Genomic DNA, 14,269 nt, shown 5'->3' on the forward strand with positions numbered 1-14,269 from the left:
TAGAAATGGTAATGCCTGGTGATAACATCAAAATGGTTGTTACACTAATCTACCCAATCGCAATGGATGACGGTTTACGTTTCGCTATCCGTGAAGGTGGCCGTACTGTTGGTGCTGGTGTTGTAGCTAAAGTTATCGCTTAATAGCGTCTTTAGTTAACACATAAAAAAAGGAAGCTTCGGCTTCCTTTTTTGTTTTTATTGCATTTTGATTCTAACCATGTAAAATCCACCGCCTTGAACAGAACCACTAAATTGAAGAGTTTTTGTTCGCAGGGGTTGATCTATGAAATTAGATCTGTATAATTGCCCTTCGCTGTCCTAGACAGCGTAATATAATGTTTAATCATTTGGATTATTCATTTTCATAATTGACTCCGATTGGGAGTCTACGGTTAAATCATCTCGCTCTGCTTTTCCATTGGGAAGAAGCTAGAGGGTGATTTTTTATGTGTGCATTTTAGGAGCTCTGGTCAATGCAGAACCAAAGAATCCGTATCCGCTTGAAAGGATTTGATCATCGTTTGATCGATCAATCAACAGCGGAAATCGTTGAAACTGCTAAGCGTACAGGCGCACAGGTTCGTGGTCCAATTCCACTTCCTACGCGTAAAGAACGTTATACCATTTTGACTTCTCCGCACGTCAACAAAGACGCACGTGATCAGTACGAAATTCGTACTCACAAGCGCTTAGTTGACATCGTAGAGCCAACTGAAAAGACTGTAGACGCATTAATGCGTTTAGATCTTGCCGCTGGTGTCGACGTTCAGATTAGCTTAGGTTAATTGAGATCCTTAGAAGAGGTTTGAAAGATGGCTATCGGTCTTATTGGTCGTAAAGTGGGTATGACTCGCATCTTCACAGAAGATGGCGCTTCAATCCCTGTAACAGTAATTGAAATTGCTGGTAACCGCGTAACTCAAGTGAAAACTTTAGAAAACGACGGATACCGTGCTCTTCAAGTAACTACTGGTACCAAAAAAGCCAACCGCATCACTAAGCCAGAAGCAGGCCATTTTGCTAAGAGCGGCGTAGAAGCCGGTCGAGGTTTATGGGAATTGCGTTTGGCAGATGGTGAAGGTGAAGGCATTGAAGTTGGTGCTGAACTTAACGTTGATATCTTTGCAGATACAGCGAAAGTTGATGTTACTGGTCAATCTAAAGGTAAGGGCTTCCAAGGCGGTATTAAACGCTGGAACTTCCACGCTCAAGATATGACACATGGTAACTCTTTGGCTCATAGATCTAATGGTTCTATTGGTCAAAACCAGACACCTGGTCGCGTTTTCAAAGGTAAGAAAATGTCTGGCCACATGGGTGCCGAGCAAGTAACTACTCAAAATCTAGACGTTGTACGTGTAGATGCAGAGCGTAACTTGTTATTGGTAAAAGGTGCTGTTCCTGGCGCTACCAATGGTGACTTGATTATCAAGCCAGCCGTTAAAGCATAGGTCTGAGGAGATAGTAATGGAATTGGTATTGAAAGACGCGCAAAGCGCTCTTGAAGTTTCCGAAACTACCTTCGGCCGTGACTTTAACGAGGCATTGGTCCATCAGGTAGTTGTAGCTTACGCTGCAAACGCGCGTCAGGGCACTCGTGCTCAACAGACTCGTGCGGAAGTAACTGGCTCAGGCAAAAAGCCTTGGCGTCAGAAAGGCACAGGCCGAGCTCGTGCCGGTAGTGTTAAAGGCCCGATCTGGCGTGGCGGTGGCGTAACATTCGCTGCTAAAACACAAGATCACAGCCAAAAAGTTAACAAAAAGATGTACCGTGGTGCTCTAAAAAGCATTCTTTCTGAATTGGTACGTCAAGAGCGTTTAGTCGTTGTTGAATCTTTTAGTGTTGAAGCTCCTAAAACTAAAGAGCTGAAAGCTAAGTTAAAAGAAATGCAACTAGAAGACGTTCTAATTGTTACTGCAGATGTTGATGAGAATTTATTCTTAGCAGCACGCAACTTATACAAGGTTGACGTACGTGACGTAGCGGGTCTAGACCCAGTTAGTCTAATCGCGTTCAACACTGTTCTTGTTACTGCTGATGCAGTGAAGCAAATCGAGGAGATGCTAGCATGATCACCGAAGAACGTTTGCTAAAAGTTATCTTAGCGCCACATGTATCTGAAAAGAGCACTGTATTAGCTGAGAAAAACAACACTGTAGTTTTCCGCGTAGCAATCGATGCGACTAAAGCAGAGATTAAAGCTGCTGTAGCGAAACTTTTCGAAGTTGAAGTTGATAGTGTTCGCACTTTGGTAAACAAAGGCAAAACTAAACGTACCGGTGGCCGTGTAGGTCGTCGTAGCGATTGGAAAAAAGCCTATGTAACTTTAGCTGCTGGTGCTGACATCGATTTCGTCGGTGGCGCTGAGTAAGCAAAGGAGAATTATCATGGCAGTTATTAAGTGTAAGCCAACCTCTCCAGGTCGTCGCCACGTTGTTAAAGTGGTGAACAGCGACTTGCATAAAGGGAAACCTTTTGCAGGCCTGTTGGCTAAGAAATCTAAAAGTGGTGGCCGTAACAATACGGGTCGCATCACTGTTCGTCACGTTGGTGGTGGACACAAGCAGCATTATCGTATTATTGATTTCAAACGCAATAAAGACGGTATCCCTGCGAAAATTGAACGTCTGGAATATGATCCAAACCGTACAGCTAACATTGCGTTAGTATTGTACGCAGACGGTGAGCGTCGCTACATTCTTGCCGCTAAAGGCATGAAAGCTGGTGATGCAATCCAATCTGGTGTGGATGCAGACATCAAAACCGGTAACGCAATGCCGCTTCGCAACATCCCAGTGGGTAGTGTTGTGCACGCAGTAGAAATGAAACCTGGTAAAGGTGCTCAAATCGCGCGTTCAGCTGGTGCTTATGTTCAAGTTGTTGCTCGTGATAACCAATATGCAACTTTACGTCTTCGCTCTGGCGAAATGCGCAAAGTGCCTGTTGATTGTCGTGCAACATTCGGTGAAGTTGGAAATGCCGAGCACATGCTACGCCAGTTAGGTAAAGCAGGTGCTAAACGCTGGAGAGGCGTACGCCCTACAGTGCGTGGTGTTGCAATGAACCCGGTAGACCATCCACACGGTGGTGGTGAAGGCCGTACTTCTGGTGGTCGTCATCCAGTAAGTCCATGGGGTGTGCCAACTAAGGGTTATAAAACTCGTAGTAATAAGCTCACCGACAAGTACATTGTACGTCGTCGTAACAAATAGTAAGAGGATTCGCCCATGCCACGTTCTCTCAAGAAAGGTCCTTTCATTGACCTGCACTTGCTGAAGAAGGTAGAGAAAGCGATGGAAGCGGGAGATAAAAAACCAATTAAGACTTGGTCTCGCCGCTCAATGATCATCCCAAATATGATTGGGTTGACCATCGCTGTCCATAATGGTCGTCAGCACGTACCTGTGTTCGTAACTGACGAAATGATCGGTCATAAGCTTGGTGAATTTTCACCAACTCGCACTTATCGCGGCCATGCTGCAGATAAGAAAGCGAAGAAGCGTTAATACGGGAGACATAAGATGGAAGTTTTAGCTAAACATCGTTACGCCCGTACGTCTGCGCAGAAGGCCCGTCTAGTTGCTGATCAAATTCGCGGGTTGCCTGTATCTAAGGCGCTTGAGATTTTGACCTTCAGCCCTAAGAAAGCCGCCGTACTGGTTAAGAAAGTACTAGACTCAGCTATCGCAAACGCCGAACACAACGAAGGTGCAGATATCGATGAGCTTAAAGTTGGCCAAGTCTTTGTTGACGAAGCACCAACTATGAAGCGCATCATGCCTCGTGCCAAAGGCCGCGCTGATCGTATCATGAAGCGTACCAGCCACATTACTGTGGTTGTATCAGATCGCTAGGAGAAGAGAGCAATGGGACAGAAAGTACATCCTAATGGTATCCGTCTGGGTATCACGAAGCCTTGGATCTCTACTTGGTACGCCGATAAGTCAGATTATGCGAATAATCTGAACAGCGACTGGGAAGTTCGTCAATATCTTACAGAGAAATTGAAGGCTGCATCAGTATCTAAAATCGTTATCGAGCGTCCTGCGAAGAGCATCCGCGTTACTATTCACACTGCCCGTCCAGGCGTTGTGATTGGTAAGAAAGGTGAAGACGTTGAAGTATTACGTGCACATGTATCTAAAATTACAGGCACTACTGCTCAAATCAACATCGCTGAGATCCGTAAGCCTGAGTTAGACGCAAAGTTAGTTGCTGACAGTATTGCGCAGCAACTAGAACGTCGTGTTATGTTCCGTCGCGCTATGAAGCGTGCAGTTCAAAACGCAATGCGCATTGGTGCTCAAGGTATCAAAGTTGAAGTGAGCGGCCGTCTAGGCGGAGCTGAAATCGCACGTTCTGAGTGGTATCGTGAAGGTCGTGTACCTTTGCATACTCTACGTGCTGATATCGACTATTCTACAGCTGAAAGTCACACCCAATACGGTGTGATTGGCGTTAAAGTTTGGATCTTCAAAGGCGAAGTTCTAGACGGTAACGTTGTCGCGTTAGAAGAGCCGAAGCAGCAGTCTAAGCGCAAGCCTCGTGCTAAATAGGAGAAACTTTAATGCTGCAACCTAAACGTATGAAGTTTCGCAAGATGTTCAAAGGCCGTAACCGCGGTCTAGCGAACGGTACTGAAGTTAGCTTTGGTACTTTCGGTTTGAAAGCTGTCGGCCGTGGTCGTTTAACAGCTCGTCAAATCGAATCTGCACGTCGTGCCATGACACGTCACATTAAACGTCAAGGACAAATTTGGATTCGAGTTTTCCCTGACAAGCCAATTACCTCTAAGCCTCTTGAAGTGCGTATGGGTAAAGGTAAGGGTAACGTTGAATACTGGGTATGTCAGATTCAACCTGGTAAGGTTCTTTATGAGATGAATGGTGTATCTGAAGAGTTAGCGCGTGAAGCGTTTGCTTTAGCTTCTGCCAAGCTTCCTATTAAGACTACCTTCGTAACTAAGACGGTGATGTAATGAAAGCGAGCGAACTAAGAGAAAAGAGCGTTGAAGAACTTAACGCTGAATTACTTGGTCTGCTGCGTGAGCAGTTTAACCTGCGTATGCAACACGCTACTGGTCAGTTGACTCAAACGAATCAATTGAAATTAGTGCGTCGTAACATTGCACGTGTTAAGACCATTATTACTTCTAAGGCAGGTGCGTAATGTCTGATAAAATCCGTACTTTGCAAGGTCGAGTTCTTAGCAACAAAATGGACAAGTCTATTACTGTTGCTATTGCACGCCAAGTGAAACATCCTATTTATGGGAAGTACATTAAGCGTACAACTAAGATCCATGCACATGACGAAACCAATCAGTGTAATGAAGGTGACGTAGTGACTATTAGTCAGTGTCGTCCTCTTTCTAAGACTAAGTCTTGGACACTTGTTGAAGTAGTAACAAAAGCCTAGTAATCATTAGGTTATAGTAAACGGCTCCAATGCTTGGGGCCGTTTGTTTTTTTATACTATGCAACCCAATATTTTGGTGTTATACTTGCGCCCCATTTTTGAACAAATTGCATTCAATGCTAATGAGTAATTAGCAAGGTATGAATTGTTCAAGAAGTGGACAAATATGATCCCAATTTCGGGGTTTTGTAGTAACGATAGCGGAGCACTTAAAATGATCCAAATGCAATCGACTCTAGACGTCGCGTGTAACAGTGGCGCTCGTAGAGTTCAGTGTATTAAGGTCTTGGGTGGCTCTCATCGTCGTTATGCCGGTATCGGCGACGTCATCAAGGTTTCTGTTAAAGAAGCTATTCCTCGCGCTAAAGCGAAGAAAGGTGATGTATATAACGCGGTGGTAGTCCGTACTAAGAAAGGCGTACGTCGTCCAGATGGTTCTGTCATTCGCTTCGATCGGAATGCAGCAGTTTTGCTTAACGCAAACCTTGCACCGATTGGTACTCGTATTTTTGGACCAGTGACACGTGAATTGCGCAACGAGCAGTTTATGAAAATCGTCTCTCTGGCACCAGAAGTACTGTAAGGAGCTTCAAAATGGCAGCTAAAATCCGTCGTGAAGACGAAGTAATTGTATTAGCAGGTAAAGACAAGGGTAAACGAGCAAAAGTTTCTCAAGTCCTACCTACTGGTAAGTTGATTGTTGAAGGCATCAATCTTGTTAAAAAACACCAAAAGCCAAACCCACAATTGGGCGTAACTGGTGGTGTAATCGAGAAAGAAGCAGCGATACAAGCATCAAACGTAGCGATCTTTAACCAAGCCACAGGCAAGGCAGATCGTGTTGGTTTCCGATTCGAAGACGGCAAAAAAGTCCGTTTCTTTAAATCGAATAGTGAACTCATTAAGTAAACGGAGTAAACGATGGCGAAACTGCATGATAAATATCAAGAGACTGTTATTGCAGAACTTTCTAAAAAGTTCGAATATACCAGTGTCATGCAAGTCCCTCGGATTGAAAAAATCACCCTTAACATGGGTGTAGGCGAAGCCGTTGCAGACAAAAAAGTTATGGAGCATGCGCTCCGTGATATGACTGCAATCGCTGGCCAAAAACCAGTTGTAACTGTTGCACGTAAATCAGTTGCTGGTTTTAAAATCCGTGAAGGCTACCCTATTGGCTGTAAAGTTACCCTACGCGGTGAGCGTATGTGGGAATTTTTAGAGCGTTTAGTTGACATTGCAATCCCACGTATTCGTGACTTCCGTGGCCTAAGCGCAAAAGCGTTTGACGGTCGTGGTAACTACGCAATGGGTGTGCGTGAGCAAATCATCTTCCCAGAAATCGATTACGATAAAATCGATAAGATTCGTGGTATGGATATTGTTATCACTACTACTGCGAAGAATGATGAAGAAGGTCGTGCTTTGTTAGACGCATTTAACTTCCCATTCAAGAAATAAGGGTAGCATAATGGCAAAATCATCTATGAAAGCACGTGAAGCAAAGCGTGCACAGCTCGTAGCTAAATATGCTGAAAAGCGTTTAGCACTTAAGGCTATTATCAGCGCACCTGCGACTTCTGACGAAGACCGTTGGGAAGCTGTTCTTAAGTTACAAGCTCTACCTCGTGATTCTAGCGCTGCGCGTCAACGCAACCGTTGTAATCAAACTGGTCGCCCACATGGTTTCTTACGTAAATTCGGCCTTAGCCGTATTAAATTACGTGAAGCTACTATGCGTGGTGAAGTTCCTGGTCTACGTAAGGCCAGCTGGTAAGCACTTGTCACGGAGTAAGCTAATATGAGCATGCAAGATCCTATTGCGGATATGTTAACACGTATTCGTAACGGCCAAGCTGCTAACAAAGTATCAGTAAAGATGCCTTCAGCTAAGTTAAAAGTAGCAATTGCGAAATTACTTAAAGATGAAGGTTACATTACTGACTACGCCGTAGCAGAAGAAGCCAAGCCTGAATTAGAAATCACTTTAAAGTATTTCCAAGGCAAACCAGTCGTTGAGACTATCCAGCGCGTAAGTCGTCCTGGTCTTCGTATTTACAAAGGTAAAAACGAACTTCCAAAGGTGATGGGCGGTCTGGGTGTCGCAATTGTGTCCACTTCTAAAGGCTTGATGACCGATCGTGCTGCCCGCCTAACAGGCATGGGTGGCGAGGTTATCTGCTACGTAGCGTAAGGAGCTAGGTATGTCACGTGTAGCAAAAGCACCAGTGTCTATTCCTGCCGGCGTAGAGGTGACCTTAAACGAACAAACTATCACCGTAAAAGGTACTAAAGGTAGTTTGACTCGAGAAATCAACAAAGCGGTAAGTGTTGTTCTAGACAACGGCGTACTAAGTTTTGGTCCAGTTGAAGGCGTTGCTAACGCTTGGGCTCAAGCTGGTACAGCTCGTGCACTAGTAAACAACATGGTTGTTGGTGTTTCTGAAGGATTTGTTAAAAAATTAAAGTTAATTGGTGTTGGTTACCGTGCGAAAGCAGCTGGTTCAAACCTAGATCTAACTTTAGGTTTCTCACATCCATTGGTTCACAAACTTCCCGCAGGTGTTACTGCAGAGTGTCCTAGCCAAACTGACATCGTCCTTTCGGGCGTTGATAAACAGTTAGTTGGTCAGGTTGCTGCTGAGATTCGTGGCTATCGTCCACCAGAGCCTTATAAAGGCAAAGGTGTTCGTTATGCAGACGAGCAAGTACGCCGTAAAGAGGCTAAGAAGAAGTAGGTAACGCGATATGGATAAGAAAACATCTCGCTTACGTCGCGCTCTGCGTGCTCGTAAGAAGATCCAAGAGCTGGGCGTGAACCGTCTGGTTGTACATCGTACACCGCGTCACATTTATGCTCAGGTGATTAATCCTGAAGCTCAGGTGTTGGCAGTTGCTTCAACCGTTGAAAAAGCGGTTAAAGAACTACTAAAGAGTACCGGTAACGTAGACGCAGCTAAAGCAGTGGGTAAAACTGTTGCAGAGCGTGCGATCGAAAAAGGTGTAACTTCGGTTGCATTCGACCGTTCTGGTTTCAAGTATCACGGTCGCGTAGCAGCATTAGCTGACGCAGCTCGTGAAGCTGGCCTGAAATTCTAAGGGGTTATAAAAATGGCTAAATTAGAAGCTCAGCAGAAAGACGATTTGCAAGAGAAATTGATTGCAGTTAATCGTGTTTCTAAAGTAGTTAAAGGTGGTCGTATCTTTAGCTTCACCGCACTAACAGTGGTAGGTGATGGTAACGGTAAGATTGGCTATGGCTATGGTAAAGCGCGCGAAGTTCCAGCTGCTATTCAAAAAGCAATGGAAAAAGCCCGTCGTAACATGGTAACCGTGGAGTTGAACGCAGGTACACTGCATCACCCAGTTAAAGGTCGCCATACTGGTTCGCGTGTTTACATGCAACCAGCATCGGAAGGTACCGGTATTATTGCCGGTGGCGCAATGCGTGCCGTATTGGAAGTAGCAGGCGTTCATAACGTTCTGTCAAAAGCATACGGTTCTACTAACCCGATCAACATCGTTCGAGCTACTGTCGATGCGTTGGTGCACATGAAGTCACCAGCACAAGTTGCAGCTAAGCGCGGCTTGAATGTTGATGAAATTCGAGGTTAATGCACCATGGCTACTAAAACGTTTAAAGTAACACAGACAAAGAGTGCGATTGGTCGTTTGCCAAAGCACCGTGCCTGTTTATTAGGTTTAGGCCTAAGACGTATTGGCCACACCGTTGAAGTTGAAGATACTCCTTCAGTTCGCGGTATGGTTAATAAAGTTTACTACATGGTTAAGGTGGAGGATTAATAATGCGTTTAAATACTCTATCTCCAGCAGCAGGATCTAAGTCTGCTCCTAAGCGTGTAGGTCGTGGTATTGGTTCTGGTTTAGGTAAAACCGCAGGTCGTGGTCATAAGGGACAAAAGTCTCGTTCTGGCGGCGGTGTGCGTATCGGTTTTGAGGGTGGTCAAATGCCTCTTAAAATTCGTTTACCTAAATTCGGTTTTACCTCGCGCAAAGCTTTGGTCTCAGCTGAAGTTCGTTTACTCGAACTAGCAAAAGTTAACGGTGATGTTATCGACCTTAACGCACTGAAAGATGCGAACGTAATTACTCGCAACATACAGTTTGCGAAAATCGTTCTTTCAGGTACCATTGAACGCCCAGTGACCGTTAAAGGTCTGAAGGTAACCAAAGGTGCACGTGCAGCTATTGAAGCTGCCGGCGGCAAGATCGAGGAATAATACGTCGATGGCAAAACCAGGACTTGATTTAAAAAGCGCGAAAGGCGGTTTATCTGAATTGAAAACCCGTCTCCTGTTCGTGATTGGTGCGATTATCGTCTTTAGAGCCGGTTCGTTTGTACCAATTCCTGGTATTGACGCAGCTGTGTTAGCAGATCTGTTTGCTCAACAAAAAGATACCATCCTTGGCATGTTTAACATGTTCTCGGGTGGTGCTTTAGAGCGTGCCTCTATCTTTGCATTAGGTATCATGCCGTATATTTCGGCATCGATTATCATGCAATTATTGACTGTTGTTCATCCTGCTCTTGCTGAATTGAAAAAAGAAGGCGAGTCAGGAAGAAAGAAAATCAGTCAGTACACTAGATACGGAACGTTAGTGTTGGGTACGCTTCAATCGATTGGTATTGCAACAGGTTTGCCAAGCCTAGTACCTGGCCTTGTGGTCAATGTAGGTTTTGGTTTTTACTTTGTTGCAGTTGTGAGTCTAGTGACAGGAACAATGTTCCTAATGTGGCTAGGTGAGCAAATTACTGAACGTGGTATTGGTAATGGTATCTCGATATTAATTTTCGCAGGTATTGTTGCTGGTTTACCGTCTGCTATCGGCCAAACGGCTGAACAGGCTCGTCAAGGTGATTTGAATGTACTGGTTCTGTTGCTATTAGCAGTAATCGTATTTGCAGTTACTTATTTAGTTGTATTTGTAGAACGTGGTCAACGTCGTATCGTCGTTAACTACGCTAAGCGTCAACAAGGCCGTAAGGTTTTCGCAGCGCAAAGCACACATTTACCTCTTAAAGTGAACATGGCAGGTGTGATTCCGCCAATTTTTGCATCCAGCATTATTTTGTTCCCAGGCACACTGGCTCAGTGGTTTGGTGCAAATGAGTCCATGTCATGGTTAAGCGATTTCGCTTTAGCTGTGTCACCTGGACAACCGCTGTATTCATTATTGTATGCAACAGCTATCGTTTTCTTCTGTTTCTTCTATACTGCGTTGGTGTTTAACCCACGTGAGACAGCTGATAACTTGAAGAAAAGTGGTGCGTTCATTCCTGGGATTCGTCCTGGAGAACAGACTTCGCGTTACATTGATAAAGTAATGACTCGTTTGACCCTTGCGGGTGCGATTTATATTACCTTTATCTGTTTAATTCCGGAGTTCATGTTAATTGCGTGGAAAGTACAGTTCTATTTTGGCGGTACTTCACTACTAATTATTGTAGTCGTAATCATGGACTTCATGGCTCAGGTTCAGACCCATATGATGTCTCATCAGTATGAGTCTGTGATGAAGAAAGCTAACCTAGTAAACAAAGCGAATTTAGATCGCTTTGGTCGCTAATAGCTTTTAACGGAGTGATGAAATGAAAGTTCGAGCTTCCGTGAAGAAGATCTGCCGTAATTGCAAGATCGTCAAGCGTAGTGGCGTTGTACGTGTGATTTGTGTTGAACCAAAACACAAACAGCGTCAAGGCTAAAAAAAGATATTTGCTCAGTTCTAAATAGAACTGAGCAAATAATGTTTGCAAATTTGTTGGCTGTCGAGTATCCTTTCGGGCTTTTCGCAGTCGACCTTTAACATATTAAGGAGTGCATAGTGGCCCGTATCGCTGGCATTAACATTCCTGATCAAAAGCACACAGTCATCGCATTGACTGCAATTTTTGGTATTGGACGTACGCGCGCTAGAGAAATCTGCGCAGCTACTTCAATTGCTGAAGATGCTAAGATCAAGGAATTGAGCGAAGCTCAAATAGATATTCTACGCGAAGAAGTTGCCAAATACTCAGTAGAGGGTGACTTACGTCGTGAGATTTCAATGAACATCAAGCGTCTTATGGATCTTGGTTGTTATCGTGGTCTCCGCCATCGCCGTAGCCTGCCTCTTCGTGGGCAACGTACTAAGACCAATGCGCGTACGCGTAAAGGTCCACGTAAACCAATTAGAAAGTAACGGGAAGGTAAACCAAAATGGCTAAAGTTCCGTCACGTTCTCCGCGTAAGCGCGTACGTAAACAGGTTGCAGATGGTATGGCTCATATCCATGCATCTTTCAACAACACAATTGTCACCATTACAGATCGTCAAGGTAATGCGTTGTCTTGGGCTACCTCTGGCGGTTCAGGTTTTCGTGGTTCACGTAAATCTACACCGTTCGCTGCGCAGGTTGCTGCTGAGCGTGCAGGTATTGCTGCACAAGATTACGGTGTTAAAAACCTTGAAGTTTTCGTAAAGGGTCCAGGTCCAGGTCGTGAGTCAGCCATTCGTGCGCTGAACGCTGTTGGTTATAAAATCACCAACATTACCGATGTGACACCTATCCCTCATAATGGCTGTCGCCCACCTAAAAAGCGTCGTGTATAACACGTCGTATATAGGATAGTTGGAGAAAGATCATGGCAAGATACTTGGGTCCTAAGCTCAAGCTCAGCCGCAGAGAAGGTACAGACCTTTTCCTAAAAAGCGGTGTGAGAGCAATCGATTCGAAGTGTAAGCTTGAAGCTGCACCTGGTCAACATGGCGCACGTAAGCCACGTTTATCAGAGTACGGTTTACAGCTACGCGAGAAACAAAAAGTTCGTCGTATGTACGGTGTGCTAGAAAAGCAATTCCGTAACTACTACAAAGAAGCTGCACGTCTAAAAGGCAACACTGGTGAAAACCTACTTGCTCTTTTAGAAACCCGTTTAGATAACGTTGTTTATCGTATGGGTTTTGGTGCGACTCGTGCTGAATCACGTCAATTAGTAAGCCACAAATCAATCGTGGTTAACGGTCGTGTTGTTAACATTCCGTCATTCAAAGTGTCTGCGAATGATGTTGTAAGCATCCGTGAAAAGTCACGTACTCAAGCTCGTATTAAAGCGGCTTTAGAAGTGGCTGGTCAACGTGAGAAGCCTACATGGGTTGAAGTCGACAGCGCGAAAATGGAAGGTGCTTTCAAGCGTCTACCAGAACGTAGCGATTTGTCTGCGGAAATTAACGAACAGCTGATCGTCGAGCTTTACTCTAAGTAAAGCTAACAAACAAGAGAGGACACAATGCAGGGTTCTGTTACAGAATTTCTAAAACCGCGTCTCGTTGACATAGAGCAGGTTAACCCAACTCGTGCCAAGGTTACGCTAGAACCACTAGAACGTGGTTTTGGTCACACATTAGGCAACGCTTTGCGTCGTATCTTATTGTCGTCTATGCCTGGCTGTGCCGTAACTGAAGTCGAAATCGACGGCGTGTTACATGAGTACAGTAGCAAAGAAGGCGTACAAGAAGATATCCTTGAGATATTGCTTAACCTTAAAGGTTTAGCGGTAAACATTGAGGGTAAGGATGAAGCTTTACTTACTTTAAGTAAGTCAGGCACAGGCCCTGTTACAGCAGCAGATATCACACATGATGGTGATGTTACCATTATGAATCCTGATCATGTTATCTGTCATTTGACTGGTAACAATGATATCAGCATGCGTATCCGTGTTGAGCGTGGTCGTGGTTATGTTCCAGCTTCGGCTCGTGCACAAACCGAAGACGATGATCGCCCAATTGGTCGCTTGTTGGTTGATGCTTCATTCTCACCTGTTGCTCGCATTGCATATAATGTTGAAGCAGCACGTGTAGAGCAACGTACTGATTTAGATAAACTCGTTATCGATATGACCACTAATGGTACTATTGATCCTGAGGAAGCAATTCGTCGTTCTGCAACAATTTTAGCTGAACAGCTAGATGCGTTCGTAGACCTTCGTGATGTGACTGAACAGACTGTTGTAGAAGAGAAACCGGAGTTTGATCCGATTCTGTTGCGTCCTGTCGACGATTTAGAGCTAACTGTACGTTCAGCCAACTGTTTGAAGGCTGAAGCGATTCATTACATCGGAGATCTAGTACAACGCACTGAAGTTGAGTTGCTCAAGACTCCTAATTTAGGTAAGAAGTCTCTTACTGAAATTAAGGATGTATTAGCGTCTCGCGGATTGTCTTTAGGTATGCGTCTAGAAAACTGGCCTCCAGCTAGTTTAGCAGACGACCTATAAGTCCCAGTTTAGTTAGTACAGATTAAAGATTATAAGGATTAGGTCATGCGCCATCGTAAGAGTGGTCGTCAACTAAACCGCAACAGCAGTCATCGTCAAGCTATGTTCCGTAACATGGCATGCTCACTAGTTAGTCATGAGTTAATCAAGACTACAGTAGCTAAAGCGAAAGAACTGCGCCGCGTAGTTGAGCCTCTAATAACACTTGCTAAAGTTGACAGCGTTGCAAATCGCCGTTTAGCTTTTGCTCGTACCCGCGACGCTGAAGTTGTAGGTAAGTTATTTACTGAATTGGGTCCACGCTTCCAGGAACGTCCTGGTGGTTACACTCGTATTCTTAAGTGTGGTCTACGTACCGGTGATAAAGCCCCAATGGCTTACATCGAGTTAGTAGGTCGCCCTGAAGCTGCTGAAGCTGTTGAAGTAGAAGCTGCAGAGTAATTTATTACTCATTTAAAAAAACCGAGCCTAGCTCGGTTTTTTTATGTCTATTTTTCGTGAAATTTTAACTTAAATCATCTTTACTAATTAATTTCTCTTAGTATTTTACTCTGGCTTACCTGGCTTACCT

At 44.5% G+C, this 14,269-nt stretch carries 28 protein-coding genes and 1 pseudogene; all 29 read left to right on the forward strand.

Annotated features, from left to right (window positions below; translation table 11 throughout):
• Positions 1–143, forward strand: a pseudogene (tuf, locus tag BCU94_RS11335) (elongation factor Tu); the annotation flags it as partial.
• Positions 144–475: 332 nt separating this feature from the next.
• A complete protein-coding gene (gene rpsJ / locus BCU94_RS11340; RefSeq protein ID WP_055026509.1) occupies positions 476–787 on the forward strand; it encodes a 30S ribosomal protein S10 in 312 nt (103 codons plus the stop codon).
• Positions 788–814: 27 nt separating this feature from the next.
• Positions 815–1,453 (forward strand): 50S ribosomal protein L3, encoded by a 639-nt coding sequence (gene rplC, locus BCU94_RS11345; protein ID WP_076543232.1) that lies wholly within the window; start codon positions 815–817, stop codon positions 1,451–1,453.
• A gap of 16 nt (positions 1,454–1,469) precedes the next feature.
• Positions 1,470–2,075, forward strand: coding sequence for a 50S ribosomal protein L4 (gene rplD / locus BCU94_RS11350; RefSeq protein ID WP_076543231.1), 606 nt, complete (start codon positions 1,470–1,472; stop codon positions 2,073–2,075).
• On the forward strand, positions 2,072–2,374 hold the full coding sequence (rplW, locus tag BCU94_RS11355; RefSeq protein ID WP_076543230.1) for a 50S ribosomal protein L23: 303 nt from the start codon (positions 2,072–2,074) through the stop codon (positions 2,372–2,374). Before rplD ends, rplW begins: the two co-directional genes overlap by 4 nt.
• Positions 2,375–2,390: 16 nt before the next feature.
• A complete protein-coding gene (gene rplB, locus BCU94_RS11360; RefSeq protein WP_102440086.1) occupies positions 2,391–3,215 on the forward strand; it encodes a 50S ribosomal protein L2 in 825 nt (274 codons plus the stop codon).
• Between the two features lie 15 nt (positions 3,216–3,230).
• Positions 3,231–3,509 carry a 30S ribosomal protein S19 gene (rpsS, locus tag BCU94_RS11365; protein ID WP_006083596.1) on the forward strand — a complete coding sequence of 93 codons (279 nt, stop codon included), beginning with the start codon at positions 3,231–3,233 and terminating at the stop codon, positions 3,507–3,509.
• A 15-nt stretch (positions 3,510–3,524) separates the two neighbouring features.
• Positions 3,525–3,857, forward strand: a complete 333-nt coding sequence (gene rplV, locus BCU94_RS11370) for a 50S ribosomal protein L22 (protein WP_102440087.1) — start codon at positions 3,525–3,527, stop codon at positions 3,855–3,857.
• Positions 3,858–3,869: 12 nt separating this feature from the next.
• Positions 3,870–4,559, forward strand: a complete 690-nt coding sequence (rpsC, locus tag BCU94_RS11375) for a 30S ribosomal protein S3 (RefSeq protein ID WP_102440088.1) — start codon at positions 3,870–3,872, stop codon at positions 4,557–4,559.
• 11 nt (positions 4,560–4,570) lie between these two features.
• Entirely contained in the window at positions 4,571–4,981 is a 411-nt protein-coding gene (gene rplP / locus BCU94_RS11380) for a 50S ribosomal protein L16 (RefSeq protein WP_055026502.1), read from the forward strand.
• The gene (gene rpmC / locus BCU94_RS11385) at positions 4,981–5,172 is read left to right on the forward strand and encodes a 50S ribosomal protein L29 (RefSeq protein WP_006083592.1); all 192 of its coding nucleotides are present in this window, start codon (positions 4,981–4,983) and stop codon (positions 5,170–5,172) included. The genes rplP and rpmC overlap by 1 nt, the downstream gene beginning before the upstream one ends.
• Positions 5,172–5,420 carry a 30S ribosomal protein S17 gene (gene rpsQ, locus BCU94_RS11390; protein WP_055026501.1) on the forward strand — a complete coding sequence of 83 codons (249 nt, stop codon included), beginning with the start codon at positions 5,172–5,174 and terminating at the stop codon, positions 5,418–5,420. The genes rpmC and rpsQ overlap by 1 nt, the downstream gene beginning before the upstream one ends.
• Positions 5,421–5,634: 214 nt before the next feature.
• Positions 5,635–6,003, forward strand: coding sequence for a 50S ribosomal protein L14 (gene rplN, locus BCU94_RS11395; protein ID WP_076543234.1), 369 nt, complete (start codon positions 5,635–5,637; stop codon positions 6,001–6,003).
• Positions 6,004–6,014: 11 nt separating this feature from the next.
• Positions 6,015–6,329 carry a 50S ribosomal protein L24 gene (gene rplX / locus BCU94_RS11400; protein ID WP_102440089.1) on the forward strand — a complete coding sequence of 105 codons (315 nt, stop codon included), beginning with the start codon at positions 6,015–6,017 and terminating at the stop codon, positions 6,327–6,329.
• Positions 6,330–6,341: 12 nt separating this feature from the next.
• Entirely contained in the window at positions 6,342–6,881 is a 540-nt protein-coding gene (rplE, locus tag BCU94_RS11405) for a 50S ribosomal protein L5 (RefSeq protein ID WP_076543225.1), read from the forward strand.
• Between the two features lie 10 nt (positions 6,882–6,891).
• Positions 6,892–7,197 carry a 30S ribosomal protein S14 gene (gene rpsN, locus BCU94_RS11410; RefSeq protein WP_076543224.1) on the forward strand — a complete coding sequence of 102 codons (306 nt, stop codon included), beginning with the start codon at positions 6,892–6,894 and terminating at the stop codon, positions 7,195–7,197.
• A 24-nt stretch (positions 7,198–7,221) separates the two neighbouring features.
• Positions 7,222–7,614: a 30S ribosomal protein S8 gene (rpsH, locus tag BCU94_RS11415; RefSeq protein WP_076543223.1), complete on the forward strand. Its 393-nt coding sequence runs from the start codon at positions 7,222–7,224 to the stop codon at positions 7,612–7,614.
• Positions 7,615–7,624: 10 nt separating this feature from the next.
• A complete protein-coding gene (gene rplF / locus BCU94_RS11420) occupies positions 7,625–8,158 on the forward strand; it encodes a 50S ribosomal protein L6 (protein WP_076543222.1) in 534 nt (177 codons plus the stop codon).
• 10 nt (positions 8,159–8,168) lie between these two features.
• Positions 8,169–8,519: a 50S ribosomal protein L18 gene (rplR, locus tag BCU94_RS11425; RefSeq protein ID WP_076543221.1), complete on the forward strand. Its 351-nt coding sequence runs from the start codon at positions 8,169–8,171 to the stop codon at positions 8,517–8,519.
• Positions 8,520–8,531: 12 nt separating this feature from the next.
• Complete coding sequence (gene rpsE / locus BCU94_RS11430) at positions 8,532–9,035, forward strand: 30S ribosomal protein S5 (RefSeq protein WP_076543220.1); 504 nt, start codon at positions 8,532–8,534, stop codon at positions 9,033–9,035.
• A 6-nt stretch (positions 9,036–9,041) separates the two neighbouring features.
• Positions 9,042–9,224 carry a 50S ribosomal protein L30 gene (gene rpmD / locus BCU94_RS11435; protein WP_076543219.1) on the forward strand — a complete coding sequence of 61 codons (183 nt, stop codon included), beginning with the start codon at positions 9,042–9,044 and terminating at the stop codon, positions 9,222–9,224.
• A gap of 2 nt (positions 9,225–9,226) precedes the next feature.
• Positions 9,227–9,661 carry a 50S ribosomal protein L15 gene (gene rplO / locus BCU94_RS11440; RefSeq protein WP_055026491.1) on the forward strand — a complete coding sequence of 145 codons (435 nt, stop codon included), beginning with the start codon at positions 9,227–9,229 and terminating at the stop codon, positions 9,659–9,661.
• Between the two features lie 7 nt (positions 9,662–9,668).
• On the forward strand, positions 9,669–11,009 hold the full coding sequence (secY, locus tag BCU94_RS11445) for a preprotein translocase subunit SecY (RefSeq protein ID WP_076543218.1): 1,341 nt from the start codon (positions 9,669–9,671) through the stop codon (positions 11,007–11,009).
• A gap of 22 nt (positions 11,010–11,031) precedes the next feature.
• A complete protein-coding gene (gene rpmJ / locus BCU94_RS11450) occupies positions 11,032–11,145 on the forward strand; it encodes a 50S ribosomal protein L36 (protein ID WP_006083579.1) in 114 nt (37 codons plus the stop codon).
• Positions 11,146–11,264: 119 nt separating this feature from the next.
• Positions 11,265–11,621 carry a 30S ribosomal protein S13 gene (rpsM, locus tag BCU94_RS11455; RefSeq protein WP_076543217.1) on the forward strand — a complete coding sequence of 119 codons (357 nt, stop codon included), beginning with the start codon at positions 11,265–11,267 and terminating at the stop codon, positions 11,619–11,621.
• 17 nt (positions 11,622–11,638) lie between these two features.
• On the forward strand, positions 11,639–12,031 hold the full coding sequence (rpsK, locus tag BCU94_RS11460) for a 30S ribosomal protein S11 (RefSeq protein WP_011635661.1): 393 nt from the start codon (positions 11,639–11,641) through the stop codon (positions 12,029–12,031).
• 32 nt (positions 12,032–12,063) lie between these two features.
• Positions 12,064–12,684: a 30S ribosomal protein S4 gene (rpsD, locus tag BCU94_RS11465; protein WP_102440090.1), complete on the forward strand. Its 621-nt coding sequence runs from the start codon at positions 12,064–12,066 to the stop codon at positions 12,682–12,684.
• Positions 12,685–12,708: 24 nt separating this feature from the next.
• Positions 12,709–13,698, forward strand: coding sequence for a DNA-directed RNA polymerase subunit alpha (rpoA, locus tag BCU94_RS11470; protein WP_076543215.1), 990 nt, complete (start codon positions 12,709–12,711; stop codon positions 13,696–13,698).
• A gap of 45 nt (positions 13,699–13,743) precedes the next feature.
• A complete protein-coding gene (rplQ, locus tag BCU94_RS11475) occupies positions 13,744–14,139 on the forward strand; it encodes a 50S ribosomal protein L17 (protein ID WP_076543214.1) in 396 nt (131 codons plus the stop codon).
• Positions 14,140–14,269 lie beyond the last annotated feature (130 nt).

It is taken from the genome of Shewanella sp. 10N.286.52.C2, assembly GCF_002874545.1.
Lineage (GTDB): Bacteria > Pseudomonadota > Gammaproteobacteria > Enterobacterales > Shewanellaceae > Shewanella.